Source organism: Bacillus cereus group sp. MG4 (assembly GCF_040460055.1).
In the GTDB taxonomy this organism is placed as follows: domain Bacteria; phylum Bacillota; class Bacilli; order Bacillales; family Bacillaceae_G; genus Bacillus_A; species Bacillus_A wiedmannii.
Genome location: NZ_JARVGZ010000001.1, coordinates 2352467 through 2371624 on the forward strand (window position 1 = coordinate 2352467; position 19158 = coordinate 2371624).

A 19158-nucleotide genomic window follows, 5' to 3' on the forward strand; every position below is an offset into this window, starting at 1 on the left:
CCTATATTAATTTCTCTGCTACGTATGAAGCAAATACATCTAATGCTACTTCTTCTTGTTCGCCTGTTGCCATATCTTTTAAGTTAATGATGCCTTTATCTAGCTCATCTTCCCCTAATACAGCTACAAATTTCGCCTTTAGACGATCTGCTGATTTAAATTGTGCTTTCATTTTACGGTCTAAATAATCTTTTTCAACTGATAATCCAGCTTTACGAAGATCAAACGCAACTTTCGCAGCATGGTCTTTCGCTTTTTCACCAAGCGCTACAACATAACAATCAATACTATGTTCAATTGGTAATTCTATGTTTTCAGCTTTTAGCGCCATAATTAAACGTTCGATACTCATCGCAAAACCGATACCTGGCATTTCTGGCCCACCAATTTCTTGTACAAGCCCGTTATAACGGCCACCGCCGCTTAATGTAGTGATAGCACCGAAACCTTCTGCCTCACTCATAATTTCAAAAACAGTGTGTTGATAGTAGTCTAAACCACGTACTAAGTTCGGATCTTTTTCAAACGGAACATCCATCATCGTTAATAGTTCTTGAACTTTGTCGTAGTATACTGCTGAATCTTCATTTAAGTATTCTGTAATAGATGGTGCTGTTCCCATTAATTCATGGTTACGGTCCTTCTTACAATCTAAAATACGAAGAGGGTTCTTTTCTAAACGAGATTGACAGTCAGAACAGAACTCACCGATACGTGGCTGGAAGTGTGCGATTAACGCATCACGGTGCGCTTGACGGCTCGCCGCATCACCTAAGCTGTTTAATACAACTTTAATATTTTTTAAGCCCATGCCGCGGTAAAACTCTACAGCAAGTGCAATTACTTCTGCATCAATTGCAGGATCGTTACTACCGATTGCTTCAATACCAAATTGTACGAATTGACGATAGCGACCTGCTTGTGGTCTTTCGTAACGGAACATTTGACCGATATAGTATAATTTCGTTGGTTGTGTTGCATCACCGAACATTTTGTTTTCAACGTAAGAACGTACAACAGGTGCAGTACCTTCTGGACGTAATGTTAAACTGCGCTCTCCACGATCTTGGAATGAGTACATTTCTTTTTGTACGATATCTGTCGTATCACCAACACCACGTAAAAATAGCTCAGTGTGTTCAAAAATTGGTGTACGAATTTCTTTATAGTTGTAACGACGGCAAATTTCGCGTGCTTGCCCTTCGATATACTGCCATAACTCAACGCTACCTGGAAGAATATCTTGCGTTCCGCGTGGGATTTGAATAGACATATTCAGTTCCTCCTCAAATTGTTTTAATCTTAATAAAAATAAAAAACTCCCGCCTCTACTGTTTGAACAGTAGGGACGAGAGTATTATACCCGTGGTGCCACCCTAATTGAAGCACGTATGCTTCCACTTTTTTAATAACGCTTAAATGTGCGTTCATCCCTACTAAGCATATATGCCGTTCAAGTTGAAACCTCTAGAGTGTCATTCAATCAGTCATCATGCAGAAATGTTTTCAGCCTAAGACATTTCTTCTCTTTCCATGTGTATCTCATTTACTCTTCTCTATCAACGGTTATATTCATATGTAAATATAAAATTACTATACGTTTGTTGAGTAGGATTGTCAAGTACTCTAAGAGCGTTCAATCTGCTTCTTTAGACGCTTTACATCTTGAAGAGAAATCCCAAACTCAGAAGCAAGCTCCATTGAAGTATTGTTTTGCTCTTTTGAAATAAAATCATGAAAATTTACGTTAAACAGTTGATTTGCACCATTTGTAACAGAATGCCCTTTTTCATTCATACGCATACGTATATCCCTCACATTCAATATAGATGTTTTACTTTTTATTGTTCCATATTGATGAAAGAGTTATACATAACTGAAACAGCTATTGATTCCAAATAAAGTGAAACTTTAATCAGTGGGTTTCACTGCCCACAAATAGCAGGATAAATGAACAAAACATACAGCAATGTATAAAAAAGAGAGGATTATGTAATCCCCTCTTCTTAAGCAATACTATTTACTATCCACAATTAAGGTCACCGGACCATCATTGATTAAAGAAACATCCATCATTGCTCCGAACTTCCCTGTTTCTACATGCAATCCTTGCTTACGAACTTCCTCATTAAAGAAATCATATAAACGCTCTGCATAATCAGGTTTGGCAGCATCCATAAAGTTGGGACGTCTTCCCTTGCGGCAATCTCCGTATAATGTGAATTGCGAAATTGATAGAACTTGTCCTTCTACATCAAGTACAGAATGGTTCATCTTTCCACTCTCATCTTCAAAAATACGTAAGTTCGCAATTTTTTCTGCAATGTAAGTTGCATCTTTTTCTGTATCTTCATGCGTAATGCCAACTAGTAATGTTAAACCGAACGGAATTTGCCCTACGATCTCACCGTCTACTGTGACAGACGCTTCTTTTGATCGTTGTAAAACAACTCTCATCTTTTCTACACTCCCTATTAATGCATCATGCGTCGTACTGCATAAATTTCTGGAACACGTTTAATGCGTTCTACTACTTTTTTCAAGTGCTGTAAGTTACGAATAGAGATTGACATATTAATTGTCGCCATCTTATTACGGTCACTTCTACCAGAAACTGCCGAAATATACGTTTTCGTCTCTGTAACAGCTTGTAATACTTCATTTAATAAGCCACGGCGATCGTAACCTGAGATTTCAATATCAACGTTATACTCAATTTCTTTTTCAGGACTACCTTCCCACTCTACTTCCAATAAACGTTCTATAGCTTCTTCTGTATGAACATTTACACAATCACGGCGGTGAATCGATACACCTCGGCCTTTCGTAATATACCCAACGATATCATCACCTGGAACCGGGTTACAGCATTTTGATAAACGAATTAATAAATTATCCGCACCACTTACTTTAACGCCAGAATCCCATTTTCGAATTTTCATTGGTTTACGAACTTCTTTAACTTCAACGATTTCTTCTTCTTCACGTTGCTTACGGAATTTGTCCGTTAGTCGCGTAACAATTTGCGACGCTGTAATCCCGCTATATCCAACTGCTGCAAACATATCTTCTTCATTTGCAAAATTGAATTTTTCAGCAACACGTTTTAAATTGTCAGGAGCTAACACTTCTTTCATCTCATACTCTAGGCTACGCACTTCTTTCTCAACAAGTTCACGGCCTTTTTCAATATTTTCATCTCTACGTTGCTTCTTAAAGAATTGACGTATTTTGTTTTTTGCATGAGATGTTTGAGCAAGTTTCACCCAGTCTTGACTTGGCCCATACGAATGCTTCGATGTTAAAATTTCAATGATGTCACCAGTTTTTAATTTATAATCAAGCGTCACCATTTTCCCGTTTACTTTTGCACCAATTGTTTTATTTCCAATCTCTGAATGCACGCGATACGAAAAGTCAATCGGAACAGATCCAAGTGGCAACTCCATTACGTCGCCTTTCGGTGTAAAGACGAATACCATGTCAGAGAATAAATCAATTTTTAATGACTCCATAAACTCTTCTGCATTAGAAGCTTCATTTTGCCATTCTAATATTTGACGGAACCATGTAAGTTTCTTCTCTAATGTACCTGTTGTTTCTGCTGTTTTTCCTTCTTTATACGCCCAGTGCGCCGCGATCCCGAACTCTGCAATCTCATGCATTTCTTTCGTACGAATTTGCACTTCAAGCGGATCACCTTTCGGCCCAATTACAGTCGTATGAAGAGATTGATATAGATTTGCTTTCGGCATCGCAATATAATCTTTAAAACGACCTGGCATCGGCTTCCAGCACGTATGAATAATTCCAAGTACTGCATAACAATCTTTAATACTATTTACAACGACACGTACAGCTAATAAATCGTAAATTTCATTGAACTGTTTATTTTGCAGTGCCATTTTACGATAAATACTGTAAATATGCTTTGGTCTTCCAGAAATCTCAGGTTGAATTGCAACTTCTTTTAATTTCTCACGAATACCAGTCATTACTTCGTCTAAATATTCTTCACGCTCTGCACGTTTACGCTTCATTAAATTTACAATACGATAGTACTGCTGTGGATTTAAATAGCGAAGTGACGTATCCTCTAGCTCCCATTTAATAGTACTAATTCCGAGTCTATGTGCTAAAGGTGCAAAGATTTCTAACGTTTCATTTGCAATGCGACGCTGCTTCTCTTGAGGCAAATGTTTCAATGTACGCATGTTATGAAGACGATCAGCTAGTTTAATTAAAATAACTCGAATATCTTGAGCCATTGCGATAAACATTTTGCGATGGTTTTCTGCTTGTTGTTGCTCATGAGATTTATATTTAATCTTTCCGAGCTTTGTTACACCATCGACAAGCATAGCAATTTCTTTATTAAATTCCCGTTCAATATCTTCTAATGTAATTTCAGTATCTTCCACTACATCATGTAAGAAACCTGCTGATACTGTAGCTGGATCCATGTGTAAATCAACTAAAATACCTGCAACTTGAATTGGATGAATAATGTACGGTTCACCCGATTTTCTGTATTGTTCGCTATGCGCATCACGTGCATATTCATAGGCACGTGCCACTAGCTCAATATCTTCATCTGCTAAATATTGACTTGCTTTCTCGAGTACCTGTTCAGCTGTTAGTACCTGCTCATTTGCCATCGAATCACCTTTTATTGAAAATTGACTTTATCTTAATTAAGTAGAATAAATTATATTCTATCATTATAACCTAATGATTGTGAATTGTGAAAAGGAAAAGATTTTACTGACATTTCACCTTATTTTTTTGTGCAATTATACAAAAGTACCCGCTCCTCTCCAAGAGATTCACGGGTACTTCTTATCACCGTAGTTTTACCTATATAGTGATTAGTATTTTTCTAATACTAATACATCGTAACCATCTAACATTTTACGACCATCTAAGTAAGTAAGCTCTACTAAGAATGCAATTCCTGCTACAACTCCGCCAAGTTCTTCAACTAGCTTAATTGTCGCTTCAATTGTTCCACCTGTAGCTAATAGATCATCTGTAATCAATACGCGTTGACCTGGCTTAATTGCATCTTTATGGATTGTTAAAACATCTTTACCATATTCTTTACCGTAGTCAACTGTAATTACTTCACGTGGTAATTTTCCTAATTTACGAACTGGTGCAAAACCTACTTCTAACGCATAAGAAACTGGGCAACCGATAATAAAGCCACGTGCTTCTGGCCCTACTACAACGTCAATGTCTCTTTTCTTTGCATACTCAACGATTGCATCTGTTGCTGCTTTGTATGCTTTACCGTCGTTCATTAACGGTGTAATGTCTTTAAATACAATACCTTCTTTTGGATAATCCGGTACAATTGCGATATGTTGCTTGAAATCCATATTTCTGAATCCTCCTCAGATCTAAAAGGTTTGCAAATACAAATCCTTTACCCTAACTGTTCTACTTCTTTATGATTACGAATCGTTTCAAACCATGTATATAGTTGCTGATATGTGCTATAAACCAATTCTTTTTCTAATTGTAAGTGGTTCATTTTCTCACGATATGTGTTCGATTCAATTAAATCACGCTTTTGTTTTTTGTCTGCCATAAAAATGACGCCATCTTTTATTGTAACAAATTCTAACTCAAAAAACACCTGTGTCATGAAATTTACTGTATCTTTTGACCAACCTTTATGTCGACATAGCTGTTCTCCATATTGTCTTAAAGAAAATGGTGCTTTTTGGCTCAAGAACGAATAGTACCATTTAAAATGTTCCCTCGTTGGAACAGTACTAAATAAATGATTATTCTCTTGATAAAATAGCGTATAAATTCGCGACGGGAACCCAGCTTTAAATAAATCTCTTAATTCATCTGTGCCTTTTGGCAAACCAAGTAACACGATGTATTGATCGTCTAAATGAGTCACTTCTGATGCATGCATCATATGCTCTTTATAGTCTTCTAAAGAAAATTTATTCAATACCTCTTCAGAAAAATACACCATCGTTATTTTTTCTTTCGGAAGTTCTGCTACATTCGCTTCTACGTTACGCATACTACGCCAATCAAATAATTGCCACGCCTCTACAGCAATATCTTGTACCATTAATTGCGGCTTCTTAAAATTATTCCATTCATTGATAGATGCTTCCCCTATTACAGATACCTTTGCAACTGGAGAAATTTCTTTCGCATACGCACCAAATCCAAATCCGATTGTATCCAATGTCGCTTGTCCATCGCGAAGAGCCATTTTTAAATGTGAACCGTCTGATCCGATTGCACGAATACTTTCTAGCTCTGCATCCTTCACTGCAATACGCGGTTTTGGATTTCCAACACCAAATGGCGCTAACTTTTGCATGTCTTCAATTGCTGCCAGTGTTACATCCTCCACTTTACAAAAGACATCAACAGCTGTAATTGGAATAAAATCTTCTTCTGTTAAAATTACCTCTGCTTGTTCATTTAAGCGGCGGCGCAATTCATCTACATCATTCATATGTAGCGTCATTCCCGCTGCCATCGGATGCCCTCCGAAGTGTGGCAATAACTCTCTACAATCTGACAAGTTTGCAAACAAATCAAATCCTGCAATACTACGTGCTGAACCTTTTGCTGTTTCTTTTACAGGATCAATGCATAATACAATCGTTGGACGATAAAAACGTTCAACTAATTTAGATGCGACAATTCCAATTATACCTGGATTCCAGCCTTCTTTTGCCAGTACTAGTACTTTATTGTCTTCTGGCGGGAAATTATTTTCCACTTCAGCGATAGCTTCTTCTGTAATTTGCTTTACAATATCTTTTCGCAGTTTGTTCAGCTCATCAATTTCTTCAGCTAGCTCTTTCGCTTCTTCTGGATCATCTGATAATAAAAGATGTACAGCCGGCGTAGCATCTTCTAAACGGCCAACTGCATTAATACGCGGCGCGAGCGAGAATCCAATGCTCTCTTCTGTAATTTCACTTTGCGAAACGTTAGCAACTTTAAATAGCGCCTTTAGCCCGATATTTTTCGTCATGCGCATATGCTTTAAACCGCGCTTCACTAGTAATCTATTCTCACCATGAAGTGACACTAAATCGGCTACTGTACCAATTACTGCAATTTCTAATAAATTTTCTGGTACACGGCCTAGTAGTGCATGTGCAACTTTAAATGCAACACCTACACCAGCTAAATAGTGAAACGGATATACACCGCCATCTAATTTCGGATGAATAATCGCAAGTGCTTCTGGCAATTCTGGTGGTGGCTCATGGTGATCTGTAATAATAAGATCTATTCCAAGCTCCTTCGCTACCTTCGCTTCATGTACTGCTGCGATACCAGTATCGACAGTAATAATTAGGGAGAACCCCGCGCTATGCGCCCAACGAAATGCTTCTTCGTTTGGTCCATAACCTTCTGTGAAACGGTTTGGGATATAAAATTCTACATTTGCACCTAATTCTTGCAAAGCAAGATATAACACAGTCGTACTACTTACTCCGTCCGCATCGTAGTCACCAAATATTAATATTTGCTCTCCATTTTGAATCGCCTTATTTACACGTTCTACCGTTCTATCCATTCCTTCTAATAAAAATGGATCATGAAATTCTTGATTTTCTGTATTTAAAAAATCTAAAATCTTATCTTCTGTATCTAGTCCTCTACCGAGGAATAACGAAACGACAAGTGGTGATAATTTTAATTTACTTGCTAATTCACTCACTCGCTCGTCATTATATTCTTTTTCTTTCCAACGCGTCTTCGGTTGTAACACGAAATCACCCCTTAACCTGTTCATTATACAAGACAGATTAAGGGGTGACAATATAATGCAAACTACGCTGCAATATCTATATACTAAAATGTTAATAATGTTTAATTTGGAGAATACGGATTTATATGTACAAACACATTTTGTACGTTATCTTGTTCCATAAGCGTTTCTTTCACATGCTTTCCAATGCGGTGCCCTTCTTCTACAGTAATGTATGGATCTACAGAAACTTTAATATCGACAATAACGTAATGACCATGCTCCCTTGCATATAAAGAACCGATTTTTTTCACACCGTCTATTTGAAGTACTGCTTCTCTAAGCGGAACAACATCTTCCTCATGAAGAACATGATCAAGCGTTGCATGAATTGCTTCTGCTCCAATACTCCATGCCATTTTTGCAACAAGAAGTGAAACAAATAATCCTGCAATTGGATCGGCATACACAAGCCAATCTAACCCGAACTTACCACCCATAATCGCTGCACAAATACCGATTAAAGCTGCAATTGAAGAAAATACATCCGAACGATGTTCATATGCATTTGCAATAATTGCATCACTATTTACCCTCTTCCCTAATCGGAATTTATATTGAAACATTCCTTCTTTCACGATAATTGAAAGAACAACAGCAAAAATCGTAATTCCCTTCGGTGGTTCTAGTTCCTGCGAAAAAGCTTTTATAGACGAAATCGCTATCTCGATTCCCACAATAAATAATAATACTGCAACAATAATCGCTGAAATCGATTCCGCTTTACCATGACCGTACGGGTGATCTTCATCGGGCGGTTGCTTTGCTGCTCGCAATCCAAAAAGTACAGCGAGCGAACCAATTACATCTGATGCAGAATGTACGGCATCCGCTAATAGTGCTTTACTGTTCCCAATATAACCAATTACCGCCTTTACAATCGCTAATATAATATTACCAACGATCCCGACAATAGCACCAAACTCGGCCTGTTTAAAACGTTCATCTTTTTCCATAATTAAAATCCCTTCTTTTCTTAACCTATCTTTTTATTGTAGCAAAAACAGCGATAACATCACCACCTTCTTCCATCTTACTTCTGTTAAAAGGTTGCTATCTTATTGTATCCACAAACGAAAAAAGAGATGCCTCATAAAGAGACATCATCTTTTTTATACTTGCGGTTCAGATTCTACTTTCTCAACCTTTTTCTTGTTTTTGCCCTTTTTCAAACGACGGTTTTCAAGCATTAACCAAATTTGAGAAGCAACGAAAACAGAAGAGTACGTACCTACAACTAATCCAACAAGTAACGCAAACGAGAAGTTACGTAATGACTCACTACCGAAGATAAGTAACGCAATTACCGGGAATAACACTGTTAATACGGTGTTAATCGAACGGCCAAGCGTTTGGCGAATACTTGCATTTACGATTTCTTCTAAGTCTTTTATATCGCGAACTCGTTTTTTCTGTTTGTATAATTCACGGTTTCTATCAAACGTAACAATTGAGTCATTAATAGAATAACCGATGATTGTTAATACCGCAGCGATAAACGTTAAGTCTACCTCTAATTGGAAAATACTAAATATAACAATCATAGCGAACGCATCATGTAATAATGCAAGCACTGCAGATAATGCATACGTAAATCGGAATCGAATACTTACGTATAAAATGATAACCGCAGAAGCAATTAATACTGCGATAAATGCATTTCGTGCAATCTCTTTACCAATTGTCGGTGAAACTGTACTTACGTTTGGATCTGTACCGTATTTATCATGGAAGAATGTTTTTGTTTTCGCAATTTCATCTTTTGATAGAACACCTAAAGTACGAACGGCGAAACCTTTATTGTCATCTCCAGTAGGTACAATATTTTCTTCCTTCACATCAATGTTCAATTCTTTAAAATCTTTATGAACATCTGATACAGTAACTGATTGTTTTGATTGCAAGTCGATACGTGTACCACTCGCAAAGTCAATACCAAGATTCAATTTGAAAATTGGTAAAATAATTGCACCTGCAATTATAACTACAATCGAGAAAACAAGGAATTTATGACCGATATTTACGAAGTTAATACGATCAAATCTTGTCGGTGGATGTACTACACCTTTTGTTAATGGAATAATATCTTTTTGTTTCACACCAAAGTAGGTTGGTTTTTTATCGAAGTAACGGCTCTTTACAAGTAAACTTAGTAAGAAACGAGTACCGAATACGTTCGTAATGAAACCAACTAAAATACTTACGATTAAACTTGTTGCGAATCCTTTTACAGAGCTATTACCATAAACGAATAACACACCAGCTGCTGCAAGTGTTGTAATGTTCGCATCTAGAATTGTTGCTAATGAACGATGGTTACCAGCACGAAATGCTGACATCATTGACTTACCAATTTTCAGCTCTTCTTTCAGTCTCTCGTACGTAATAATATTCGCATCAACTGCGATACCTACCCCGAGCACTAACGCCGCAATACCTGGCAACGTAAGAACTGCATGCATCCAGTTAAAGACAAGTAATGTAACGAAAATGTATAAGCCTAACATAATAACCGCTACAATTCCTGGTAAACGGTAGAATACAAGCATAAATAAGAAAATAAGAGCGATACCAATCGCACTAGCGAAAATCGTTTGCTCTAATGCTTGTTGACCAAATTTTGCTCCAACAGATGTTGAATACATTTCTTTTAAATCAACAGGAAGTGCACCTGCATTTAATAAAGATGAAAGTTCTTTCGCACTTTCAACTGTGAAGTTTCCACCTACGATAGATACTTCAGCTTGGTTAAATACTTGTTCTACTGTTGCTGCTGATAAAAACTTCGGATTCGGTTTTGCTGATTCTGCTTTATACGAATCTTTTCCTTCTTCAAAATCAAGCCAAATTACCATTAAATTCGTTGGTGGTGGCATTTTTGAAATCTTTTCTGTTACTCCACGGAATTTTTCAGCACTTTTTAACGTAAGTCCAACACTTGGACGACCTTTATCATCAAATGTTTGCTTCGCTCCGCCGCCTTTTAAATCCGCCCCATCCATAAGAAGGTTGTCATCTACATCACGGAATGTTAATTTCGCTTGTGTTGATAACATTTCACGTGCTTTTTGCTGATCTTGTACACCAGCAAGCTGTACGCGAATTCGATCTTGTCCTTCGATTTGAATGTTCGGTTCACTTACACCGAGTGCATTGACACGATTTTCAAGAGCACCTACTGTACTTACGAGTACGTCTCGATCAATTTTATCACCTTTTTTGGCTGGTTTTACTTCATAAAGAATTTCAAAACCACCGCGAAGGTCTAGTCCTAGACTAATTCCTTTTGCTATGTCTTTTCCTGCCGCACCAATTACTCCACCGATTAATAAAACGATGAGGAAAAAGGCGGCAATTCTCGTACCACGCTTTGCCATATGTACCCTCTTTCTGCTACTAACACTTTAAATAAATCTCTTACGATTTACTTTTACACGTGTGCATACGCCTAGTTAGTAGACTTCCTTTCTATAATTTTGCTAGTTCATCACTAGCTGTGTCGGTAAGTTTTTCACAATACCTACACTTTCATTATTTATTTTTTCTCTTCACTACCCCCTTTATATATAATCTTAGACATAATTATTTCCTCATTATCAATACCTATCATTATACTGCAAAAGGAAGAACAAACCAATTGCAGTCGGTTATTTATTTTCATATTCATCAAATGACCAAAGTGGTGCTTGATATGCTTCAACAGTTAAATAATTCATATATTCATTAGTACTTACTCTTAATACATCATTTACTAATTCATATAATCTAACATCACCATTTATTTTTTTCCACTTCTTCACTTTAAGAAACTTCCAAATATCATCATCTGTTACTCGGTCATAACCGAACATGTGAAACTCTTCTACTTTGCTTTCTAAAACGACTTGTAACTGTCCGCGGTATGATTCTACCAAAGCCTCTTTTTCTAACATACATAAACATCTCCTTCTTATTTCAGCACGAAAAGTCGCTTTTAATCCCGCTCTAATGGACAGCAATAACTACTTTCAAGAGCACTCTCATACTTCACTCTCTTAAATGCTTGTCATTCTTGTCTCATACGTGCATATAAATTATTGTAAATCATTCCACTGATTTTGAGAAGGTAGGAGAAGATCATGACGAGACAAAGCTTTTTAAAAGGCGCATTTATTTTAATGATAGCCGGCTTTATTACCAAAATCCTTGGATTTATTAACCGGATTGTAATGGCACGCATTTTAGGAGAAGAAGGTGTTGGCCTTTATATGATGGCCGTTCCTACATTCATTCTAGCAATTACATTAACACAAATCGGCCTTCCTGTCGCAATCGCAAAATTTGTAGCAGAAGCAGAAGCTGTGAACGATAAACAAAGGGTTAAAAAAATATTAACAGTGTCATTAGCTGTTACATCCGTTATTAGTATCATTTTAACAATCGGAATTATGCTTCTCACACCTATTTTAGCAAAAACATTATTAACTGATGAACGAACATACTATCCATTAATGGCCATTTTACCTGTCGTTCCTGTTATTGCTGTTTCTTCTGTTTTACGCGGTTATTTCCAAGGGAAACAAAATATGAAACCTAGCGCTTATGCTCAAGTTATAGAACAAGTTGTCCGCATTACAATTATCGCTATATGCATTCAGTTATTTTTACCTTACGGTGTAGAATATGCTGCAGCTGGCGCTATGTTATCAGCCGTTCTCGGTGAAGTTGCATCGTTATTATTTTTACTCACTTTATTCCAGCGCGAAAAACATTTATCTATACGCTCTGGATTTTTCACTACTGTAAAGGAGAGCAAGGGTACATTTTATTCTCTTATGGATATTGCCCTTCCAACTACAGGAAGTCGTTTAATCGGTTCCGTTTCATATTTTTTTGAGCCTATCGTCGTTATGCAAAGCTTAGCGATTGCCGGAGTTGCTGCCTCTGTCGCAACCCAGCAATACGGTATATTAAACGGTTATGCATTCCCACTTCTATCACTGCCAGCCTTTATTACATACGCTCTTTCTACAGCACTCGTTCCATCTATTAGTGAAGCGATGGCTAAAAGACAGCATAAATTAGTGGAACACCGCCTACAACAAGCTCTTCGGATCTCATTAATTACTGGTGGGTGGTCAGTCGTTATATTATACGTATTCGCTTCTCCTATTTTAACTCTTATGTATGGATCGGATAGTGCAACAGCATTTATCCAGCTTCTTGCACCTTGCTTTTTATTTCATTACTTTCAAAGTCCACTTACCTCTGTTTTACAAGCTTTAAACTTAGCAAGAGCTGCAATGATGAATACATTTATTGGCGCCATCGTGAAATTAATCGTTATTTTTGTACTAGCTTCAAGGCCAGATTTTCAAATGATGGGGGTTGCCCTTGCAATTGCAGCAAATATAGTGACGGTAACATTCCTTCATTACGCTACTGTTTTAAAGAAAATTACATTTACCATTTACGCAAAAGACTACATTTTCGGCGGACTTGCCATCGGTATTGCAGGTGCTTTCGGTTTTTACCTTCATAAATATATGATTTTCTCTCATTCACTTGGCGTACAAACATTATGGGAAATCACTTTAACAACAATCGTTTATATTACCCTCCTCTTCACTTTCAAACTCATTCGAAAAGAAGAGTTAAGTCGACTTCCAATCATTCGAAAACTTTCATTTTTGAAGTAAACGGGCTTACTATTTCATATAGTAAGCCTCTAGTCTTCTTTCAAATCAACAAAAAATTGTCCGTTTTGAAAGCTGCAGTATAAAATTTGTGCGATATCGTTATAACCTAAGTTTTTTAATTTGCCAATAAGCCATTCGTCTGTATGTTCAATCATTTGTAAATGATTCAATTGAATTTCTCCATCAATAATAAGAGGAAGAGTAAACTGCAATGTATCCTGTTTACCTTTTTGTTTTTGAAAGACAGATAACTTCCCAGATGGTTCTAAAATAGCGTATTCTACATCTCGGATATCTCCAACTCCTTGCTCCCTTAATTGCATCAATAAATCATCTATATTATAACGCTGCTTTCTCATCTTCTTTTCATCAATTTTCCCCGCATTTACAAGAATAGCCGGCTCACCTTCTATTAAATGCCGAAATCGTTGAAACTTTAATGAAATGACTGACAAAATAATCTGTATACACATAAGAAAAGTCATCGGAACTAATTGGTGCCAAAGTGATTTATCGGTATTTTCAATTGCGACTACAGCCATTTCCCCAAGCATAATGAATACAACTAAATCTAATACACTTAACTCTCCAATTTCACGTTTACCCATAAGACGAAAAATAATTAATATGATGATATACAAAAGTATCGTCCGGCCAATGATTGATACCCATTCCATTTCTACATCTCCTTTTTTACGTATAGACTCCCCTATAAAAAATAAACTAGTCTAACTTGGGCAAAAAGAAAATATGCTTGTATTAAAAAGGGGGAATGTATAAATGGATGGAACGAAAAAATTATCAACCGCAATCGGCTTTGGTATCATTACCTTATTAATTTTCGCATCAATTATTAGCATGATTATGGCTCTTTTATTAAAGTTTACAGATATGACTGAAGAGACATTAGCCGTTACTATTTTTATACTAGCTCTTTTATCTATGCTTATATCCGGATTTACTGCCGGCAAAAAAGCACAAGGGAAAGGTTGGCTAGTAGGTTTCACAACAGGTCTTACATTCGCTATACTTGTTTTTCTAGTTAACTATTTAGGCTTCTCTCAAACTTTATCGAACTCCCAGTTACTTTATCAATTAGCATTAATGGGCGCGAGTACACTCGGTGGTATTTTCGGGGTAAATATGTCAAAACAAAATAACTAAAAAAGGCCCTGCACATTTCATGCAGGGCCTTCCTCATTAGTTTTTCACAACTTCACGAATCGCATTACGATCGAAAGTTAAGTGTGAACCACCAGATTTAATAACGATTTTCGTCTCATCTACTGATTCGATTGTACCGTGTAAACCACCGATTGTTACGATAGCATCACCTTTTGCTAACTCATTTTGCATTTGAGCAACTGCTTTTTGACGCTTTTGTTGCGGGCGAATTAATAAGAAATAGAAAATCGCAAACATCGCAACGATCATAACGATATTCATCATACCTGGATTCATCTTTTGTTCCTCCTTTTAAATTATGTATTAGAAGTTTTTAGCATTCGGTTTATTAAAGCCATACTGTTCAAAGAATTCTTCGCGGAAATCGCCAAGACGGTCTTCACGAATAGCTTGTCTCACCTGCTCCATTAAGTTTAACAGAAAATGAAGGTTGTGATAAGACGTTAAACGAATTCCAAACGTTTCATCACATTTCATTAAGTGACGAATGTACGCACGAGAGTAATTTTTACATGTATAGCAATCACAGTTTGGATCAAGTGGACCGAAGTCTCTTGCGAATTTTGCATTTTTTACAACTAGACGACCTTCACTTGTCATACATGTACCATTTCGAGCGATACGAGTTGGAAGTACGCAGTCAAACATATCAACTCCGCGAATTGCACCATCAATTAATGAGTCAGGAGAACCCACTCCCATTAAGTAACGTGGCTTATTATCTGGAAGAAGTGGTGTTGTAAACTCAAGTACACGGTTCATAATATCTTTTGGTTCCCCAACAGATAAACCACCTATAGCATAACCAGGGAAGTCCATTGAAACAAGGTCTTTCGCACTTTGACGACGAAGCTCTTCGAACTCTCCACCCTGTACGATACCGAATAAACCTTGATCTTGTGGACGTTCATGTGCTTTTAAGCAACGTTCTGCCCAGCGGCTTGTACGTTCTACAGATTTCTTCATATATTCAAAAGTAGCTGGGAATGGTGGACACTCATCAAATGCCATCATAATATCTGAACCTAATGCATTTTGAATTTCCATCGCTTTTTCTGGTGATAAGAATAATTTATCTCCATTTAAGTGATTACGGAAGTGAACGCCTTCCTCTTCAATGCGACGGAAGTCACTTAAACTAAATACTTGGAAACCACCAGAATCAGTTAAAATCGCACGGTCCCAGTTCATAAATTTATGCAAACCACCTGCTTCACGAACAATTTCGTGACCTGGACGTAGCCATAAATGATACGTATTACTTAAAATAATACCAGAATCCATTGCTTTTAATTCTTCTGGTGACATTGTCTTAACTGTTGCAAGTGTACCAACTGGCATAAATGTTGGTGTATCAAATGAACCGTGCGGCGTATGTACACGTCCTAAACGGGCACCCGTTTGTTTACAAGTTTTAATAAATTCATAACGAATTGCTGTCATAATTTACTCCTTTTATTTGTTTCCCATTTTAGCGTGAGATGCAACGAACATTGCATCACCGAAGCTAAAGAAACGATATTTTTCTTTTACTGCTTCATTATAAGCATGCAGTACATTATCTCTGTTTGCAAATGCACTTACAAGCATAATTAATGTTGATTTCGGTAAATGGAAGTTTGTAATTAAACCATCAATTGCTTTAAATTCATAACCTGGGTACATAAAAATGTCTGTCCAGCCAGAAGCAGCACAAAGCTTACCGTCATGATCTGTCGCAATTGTTTCTAACGTACGAGTTGAAGTCGTACCTACCGTAATAATACGTCCACCATTCTCTTTCACGCGATTTAATAACGCAGCTGTCTCTTCAGACATATGGTAATATTCTGCGTGCATATGGTGTTCTTCAATCGTATCAGCAGAAACTGGTCTAAATGTTCCAAGTCCTACGTGAAGTGTAATGAAAGCTAACCCAACGCCTTTTTGTTTTAACTTCTCCAGTAACTCTTCTGTAAAGTGAAGTCCTGCAGTCGGCGCTGCTGCTGAACCAATTTCTTTCGCATATACTGTTTGATAGCGATCGCGATCTTCTAGCGTCTCTTTAATATATGGAGGAAGTGGCATTTCCCCAAGTTCATCTAAAATTTCATAGAAGATGCCGTCATATGAAAATTCAAGCTGACGTCCACCTTGATCTGCAGTTCCTATACAAGTTGCTTTTAATTTCCCTTCGCCAAAAGAGATAACAGTTCCTTCTTTTACACGTTTCGCTGGCTTAACAAGCGTTTCCCACTTATCGCCTTCTTCTTGTTTTAAAAGAAGTACTTCAATGTGCGCGCCTGTATCTTCTTTCACACCGTGCAAACGAGCAGGCATAACTTTCGTTTCATTTAAAACTAAGCAATCCCCCTCATGTAAGTAAGAAAGAATGTCTGTAAAATGTTTATGCTCAATATCGCCTGTTTCACGATCTAACACCATTAATCTTGATGTTTCACGATCTTCTAATGGGATTTGTGCAATAAGTTCTTCTGGTAAATGAAAATCAAACAGATTAATATCCATAACTATATCCACCTATTTCTTATTTAAATCGATTTATTATATACATAATAAAAGATAATACAATACTTAACACAATACATGTAATGATAGGAAAATAAAAGGTAACGTTTCCTTTTTTCACAAAAATATCGCCTGGAAGCCTTCCAACGAACTTCCAAGCTAATCCAACAACGATGAGTAAGATACCTGCTGTAATAAGCAATTTTGGCATCTCCGTCATACTTTTGGCGTCTCCATTCCGAAATGCTCATATGCAAGCGGCGTTACGATTCGGCCTCTTGGTGTTCGTTGTAAAAAGCCAATTTGTAATAAATATGGCTCATATACATCTTCAATCGTATGAGATTCTTCTCCAATCGTTGCCGAAACCGTTTCTAACCCGACTGGTCCACCACGGAATTTCTCAATAATACCAAGTAATAATTTATGATCGATATGATCTAGACCTAATTTATCTACTTGCAGTAGTTCTAACGCCATTTGTGTAATTTCCATCGTAACCGTTCCGTTACCACGAACTTGTGCAAAATCTCGTACACGTCGTAATAAACGATTCGCAATACGAGGTGTACCACGAGCACGTCTTGCAATTTCTAATGCAGCTAACGAATCAATTTCAACTTCGAATACTTCTGCTGTACGTTCAACAATCTCAGAAAGCTGATCTACTGTGTAATACTCTAATCTTGAAAGTACACCGAAACGGTCACGAAGCGGCGCTGATAATGCTCCCGCACGTGTCGTTGCTCCAACTAATGTAAATGGAGGTAAATCTAAACGTACAGACCGTGCTGACGGCCCTTTTCCAATTACGATATCAAGGCAAAAATCTTCCATCGCAGGATATAATACTTCTTCAATTGACCTATGCAAACGATGAATTTCATCAATAAATAATACATCACCCGGCTGAAGTGCTGTTAATACAGCTGCTAAATCTCCCGGCCTTTCAATTGCTGGACCTGAAGTTGTTCTAACATTTACGCCCATTTCATTGGCAATAATATTGGCAAGCGTCGTTTTACCAAGTCCTGGTGGTCCATATAAAAGCACATGATCTAACGTTTCTTCACGCATTTTCGCTGCTTCAATAAACACCTCTAAATTATGTTTCGCTTTATCTTGGCCAATATACTGACGGAGCGTCTGTGGCCGTAATGAATATTCTAAATCCGAATCTTCATATGCAGATTCCCCTGAAAGGAGACGTTCGTCCATTATACTCACCTCTTACCATTTAGTAAAAGACTAAGTGCCTTTTTAATATACTGATCCGTCGTTAATGATTCTTTTAATAACTCTGGTACAACGCGGGAAACTTCTCGTTCTGCGTATCCAAGTGCGCGCAGAGCTTCCAGCGCCTCATCAAGCTCAGCTGATGAACCTTTCTTCTCATCAAAACGTTCTGTGTCTGAGAATAAATCAACAAATGCATCTGGCACGACATCAGCTAGTTTTCCTTTTAAATCTAAAATCATTTGGCGTGCTGTTTTCTTTCCGACGCCCGGGAACTTCACTAAAAACTTCTCGTCTTCGTGTTCAATCGCTTGAACGACCTGTCCTGTTTGACCAGACGCTAAAATTGCAAGAGCGCCTTTCGGTCCAATACCAGACACACCTAACAACTTTGTAAATAATAAACGCTCTTCACGTGTTTTAAACCCGTAAAGTGCCATAATATCTTCTCTCACATAATGATATGTATAGACACGGATTTCTTGCTTACTTCTTTGAAATACATACGGATTTGGTGTGAAAATTTGATAACCAATTCCATTATGGTCAATTACGACATATTCCGGTCCTACATACTCCACGTAACCTGTAACATATTCAAACAAAATACGATCTCTCCCTCTTAAATCATGTATTCCATTTTAACATATTTAATGATAGAAAAGCGAGACTACCCCAACAAATGTTCTCCATTTGAAACTTCTGTTATTTTCCATTGACAGAAAGTATGAAGCACCTTAATAT

General features: G+C 37.3%; 18 protein-coding genes and 1 other annotated feature. Of the genes, 2 read left to right on the forward strand and 16 right to left on the reverse strand.

Annotated elements, in window-relative coordinates:
• Position 1: 1 nt before the first annotated feature.
• The 9 genes from hisS to QCI41_RS12430 all read right to left on the reverse strand — a co-directional run bounded on the left by hisS (position 2) and on the right by QCI41_RS12430 (position 11739).
• A complete protein-coding gene (hisS, locus tag QCI41_RS12390; RefSeq protein ID WP_353837393.1) occupies positions 2–1273 on the reverse strand; it encodes a histidine--tRNA ligase in 1272 nt (423 codons plus the stop codon).
• A 68-nt stretch (positions 1274–1341) separates the two neighbouring features.
• Positions 1342–1572: a binding site (T-box leader), on the reverse strand.
• A gap of 54 nt (positions 1573–1626) precedes the next feature.
• A complete protein-coding gene (locus tag QCI41_RS12395) occupies positions 1627–1803 on the reverse strand; it encodes a hypothetical protein (protein ID WP_001242605.1) in 177 nt (58 codons plus the stop codon).
• Between the two features lie 213 nt (positions 1804–2016).
• On the reverse strand, positions 2017–2457 hold the full coding sequence (locus QCI41_RS12400) for a D-tyrosyl-tRNA(Tyr) deacylase (protein ID WP_001266955.1): 441 nt from the start codon (positions 2455–2457) through the stop codon (positions 2017–2019).
• Between the two features lie 17 nt (positions 2458–2474).
• Positions 2475–4658 carry a GTP diphosphokinase gene (gene relA, locus QCI41_RS12405; protein WP_001262796.1) on the reverse strand — a complete coding sequence of 728 codons (2184 nt, stop codon included), beginning with the start codon at positions 4656–4658 and terminating at the stop codon, positions 2475–2477.
• A gap of 210 nt (positions 4659–4868) precedes the next feature.
• Positions 4869–5381, reverse strand: a complete 513-nt coding sequence (locus tag QCI41_RS12410; RefSeq protein WP_000346221.1) for an adenine phosphoribosyltransferase — start codon at positions 5379–5381, stop codon at positions 4869–4871.
• Positions 5382–5428: 47 nt separating this feature from the next.
• Complete coding sequence (recJ, locus tag QCI41_RS12415; RefSeq protein WP_353837392.1) at positions 5429–7768, reverse strand: single-stranded-DNA-specific exonuclease RecJ; 2340 nt, start codon at positions 7766–7768, stop codon at positions 5429–5431.
• Between the two features lie 101 nt (positions 7769–7869).
• The gene (locus tag QCI41_RS12420; RefSeq protein ID WP_000409734.1) at positions 7870–8763 is read right to left on the reverse strand and encodes a cation diffusion facilitator family transporter; all 894 of its coding nucleotides are present in this window, start codon (positions 8761–8763) and stop codon (positions 7870–7872) included.
• A 156-nt stretch (positions 8764–8919) separates the two neighbouring features.
• The gene (gene secDF, locus QCI41_RS12425; protein WP_353837391.1) at positions 8920–11184 is read right to left on the reverse strand and encodes a protein translocase subunit SecDF; all 2265 of its coding nucleotides are present in this window, start codon (positions 11182–11184) and stop codon (positions 8920–8922) included.
• A 270-nt stretch (positions 11185–11454) separates the two neighbouring features.
• Positions 11455–11739 carry a post-transcriptional regulator gene (locus QCI41_RS12430; RefSeq protein WP_000890214.1) on the reverse strand — a complete coding sequence of 95 codons (285 nt, stop codon included), beginning with the start codon at positions 11737–11739 and terminating at the stop codon, positions 11455–11457.
• A 186-nt stretch (positions 11740–11925) separates the two neighbouring features.
• On the opposite strand from QCI41_RS12430, the gene spoVB reads away from it, so the two are divergent.
• Positions 11926–13485, forward strand: coding sequence for a stage V sporulation protein B (spoVB, locus tag QCI41_RS12435; RefSeq protein ID WP_000198304.1), 1560 nt, complete (start codon positions 11926–11928; stop codon positions 13483–13485).
• Positions 13486–13514: 29 nt separating this feature from the next.
• Here spoVB and QCI41_RS12440 read toward each other — a convergent pair whose 3' ends face one another.
• Entirely contained in the window at positions 13515–14162 is a 648-nt protein-coding gene (locus QCI41_RS12440; RefSeq protein ID WP_353837390.1) for a DUF421 domain-containing protein, read from the reverse strand.
• A gap of 103 nt (positions 14163–14265) precedes the next feature.
• Here QCI41_RS12440 and QCI41_RS12445 point away from each other — a divergent pair, with 103 nt between their 5' ends.
• Positions 14266–14649 carry a TIGR04086 family membrane protein gene (locus tag QCI41_RS12445; protein WP_353837389.1) on the forward strand — a complete coding sequence of 128 codons (384 nt, stop codon included), beginning with the start codon at positions 14266–14268 and terminating at the stop codon, positions 14647–14649.
• Positions 14650–14685: 36 nt separating this feature from the next.
• Here QCI41_RS12445 and yajC read toward each other — a convergent pair whose 3' ends face one another.
• From yajC to ruvA, 6 genes are read right to left on the reverse strand one after another with little or no spacing between them, the layout of a single operon-like run.
• On the reverse strand, positions 14686–14946 hold the full coding sequence (yajC, locus tag QCI41_RS12450; protein WP_001068064.1) for a preprotein translocase subunit YajC: 261 nt from the start codon (positions 14944–14946) through the stop codon (positions 14686–14688).
• Positions 14947–14973: 27 nt separating this feature from the next.
• A complete protein-coding gene (gene tgt / locus QCI41_RS12455; RefSeq protein ID WP_000125371.1) occupies positions 14974–16113 on the reverse strand; it encodes a tRNA guanosine(34) transglycosylase Tgt in 1140 nt (379 codons plus the stop codon).
• A gap of 12 nt (positions 16114–16125) precedes the next feature.
• The gene (gene queA, locus QCI41_RS12460) at positions 16126–17178 is read right to left on the reverse strand and encodes a tRNA preQ1(34) S-adenosylmethionine ribosyltransferase-isomerase QueA (RefSeq protein WP_000354006.1); all 1053 of its coding nucleotides are present in this window, start codon (positions 17176–17178) and stop codon (positions 16126–16128) included.
• Positions 17179–17197: 19 nt separating this feature from the next.
• A complete protein-coding gene (locus tag QCI41_RS12465) occupies positions 17198–17398 on the reverse strand; it encodes a DUF2905 domain-containing protein (protein WP_087982121.1) in 201 nt (66 codons plus the stop codon).
• Entirely contained in the window at positions 17395–18396 is a 1002-nt protein-coding gene (gene ruvB, locus QCI41_RS12470; protein ID WP_353837388.1) for a Holliday junction branch migration DNA helicase RuvB, read from the reverse strand. The genes QCI41_RS12465 and ruvB overlap by 4 nt, the downstream gene beginning before the upstream one ends.
• A gap of 5 nt (positions 18397–18401) precedes the next feature.
• Positions 18402–19019 carry a Holliday junction DNA helicase RuvA gene (ruvA, locus tag QCI41_RS12475; protein ID WP_000464511.1) on the reverse strand — a complete coding sequence of 206 codons (618 nt, stop codon included), beginning with the start codon at positions 19017–19019 and terminating at the stop codon, positions 18402–18404.
• Positions 19020–19158: the final 139 nt, after the last annotated feature.

Excerpts from the sequence above, each read along its gene's own strand:
- QCI41_RS12395 (WP_001242605.1), bottom strand. The coding sequence starts at position 1,803 with ATGCGTATGAATGAAAAAGGGCATTCTGTTACAAATGGTGCAAATCAA.
- QCI41_RS12465 (WP_087982121.1), bottom strand. The coding sequence starts at position 17,398 with ATGACGGAGATGCCAAAATTGCTTATTACAGCAGGTATCTTACTCATC.
- QCI41_RS12420 (WP_000409734.1), bottom strand. The coding sequence starts at position 8,763 with ATGGAAAAAGATGAACGTTTTAAACAGGCCGAGTTTGGTGCTATTGTC.
- tgt (WP_000125371.1), bottom strand. The coding sequence starts at position 16,113 with ATGACAGCAATTCGTTATGAATTTATTAAAACTTGTAAACAAACGGGT.
- queA (WP_000354006.1), bottom strand. The coding sequence starts at position 17,178 with ATGGATATTAATCTGTTTGATTTTCATTTACCAGAAGAACTTATTGCA.
- relA (WP_001262796.1), bottom strand. The coding sequence starts at position 4,658 with ATGGCAAATGAGCAGGTACTAACAGCTGAACAGGTACTCGAGAAAGCA.
- QCI41_RS12445 (WP_353837389.1), top strand. The coding sequence starts at position 14,266 with ATGGATGGAACGAAAAAATTATCAACCGCAATCGGCTTTGGTATCATT.
- QCI41_RS12400 (WP_001266955.1), bottom strand. The coding sequence starts at position 2,457 with ATGAGAGTTGTTTTACAACGATCAAAAGAAGCGTCTGTCACAGTAGAC.
- spoVB (WP_000198304.1), top strand. The coding sequence starts at position 11,926 with ATGACGAGACAAAGCTTTTTAAAAGGCGCATTTATTTTAATGATAGCC.
- QCI41_RS12430 (WP_000890214.1), bottom strand. The coding sequence starts at position 11,739 with ATGTTAGAAAAAGAGGCTTTGGTAGAATCATACCGCGGACAGTTACAA.
- QCI41_RS12410 (WP_000346221.1), bottom strand. The coding sequence starts at position 5,381 with ATGGATTTCAAGCAACATATCGCAATTGTACCGGATTATCCAAAAGAA.
- hisS (WP_353837393.1), bottom strand. The coding sequence starts at position 1,273 with ATGTCTATTCAAATCCCACGCGGAACGCAAGATATTCTTCCAGGTAGC.
- yajC (WP_001068064.1), bottom strand. The coding sequence starts at position 14,946 with ATGAATCCAGGTATGATGAATATCGTTATGATCGTTGCGATGTTTGCG.
- ruvB (WP_353837388.1), bottom strand. The coding sequence starts at position 18,396 with ATGGACGAACGTCTCCTTTCAGGGGAATCTGCATATGAAGATTCGGAT.
- secDF (WP_353837391.1), bottom strand. The coding sequence starts at position 11,184 with ATGGCAAAGCGTGGTACGAGAATTGCCGCCTTTTTCCTCATCGTTTTA.
- QCI41_RS12440 (WP_353837390.1), bottom strand. The coding sequence starts at position 14,162 with ATGGAATGGGTATCAATCATTGGCCGGACGATACTTTTGTATATCATC.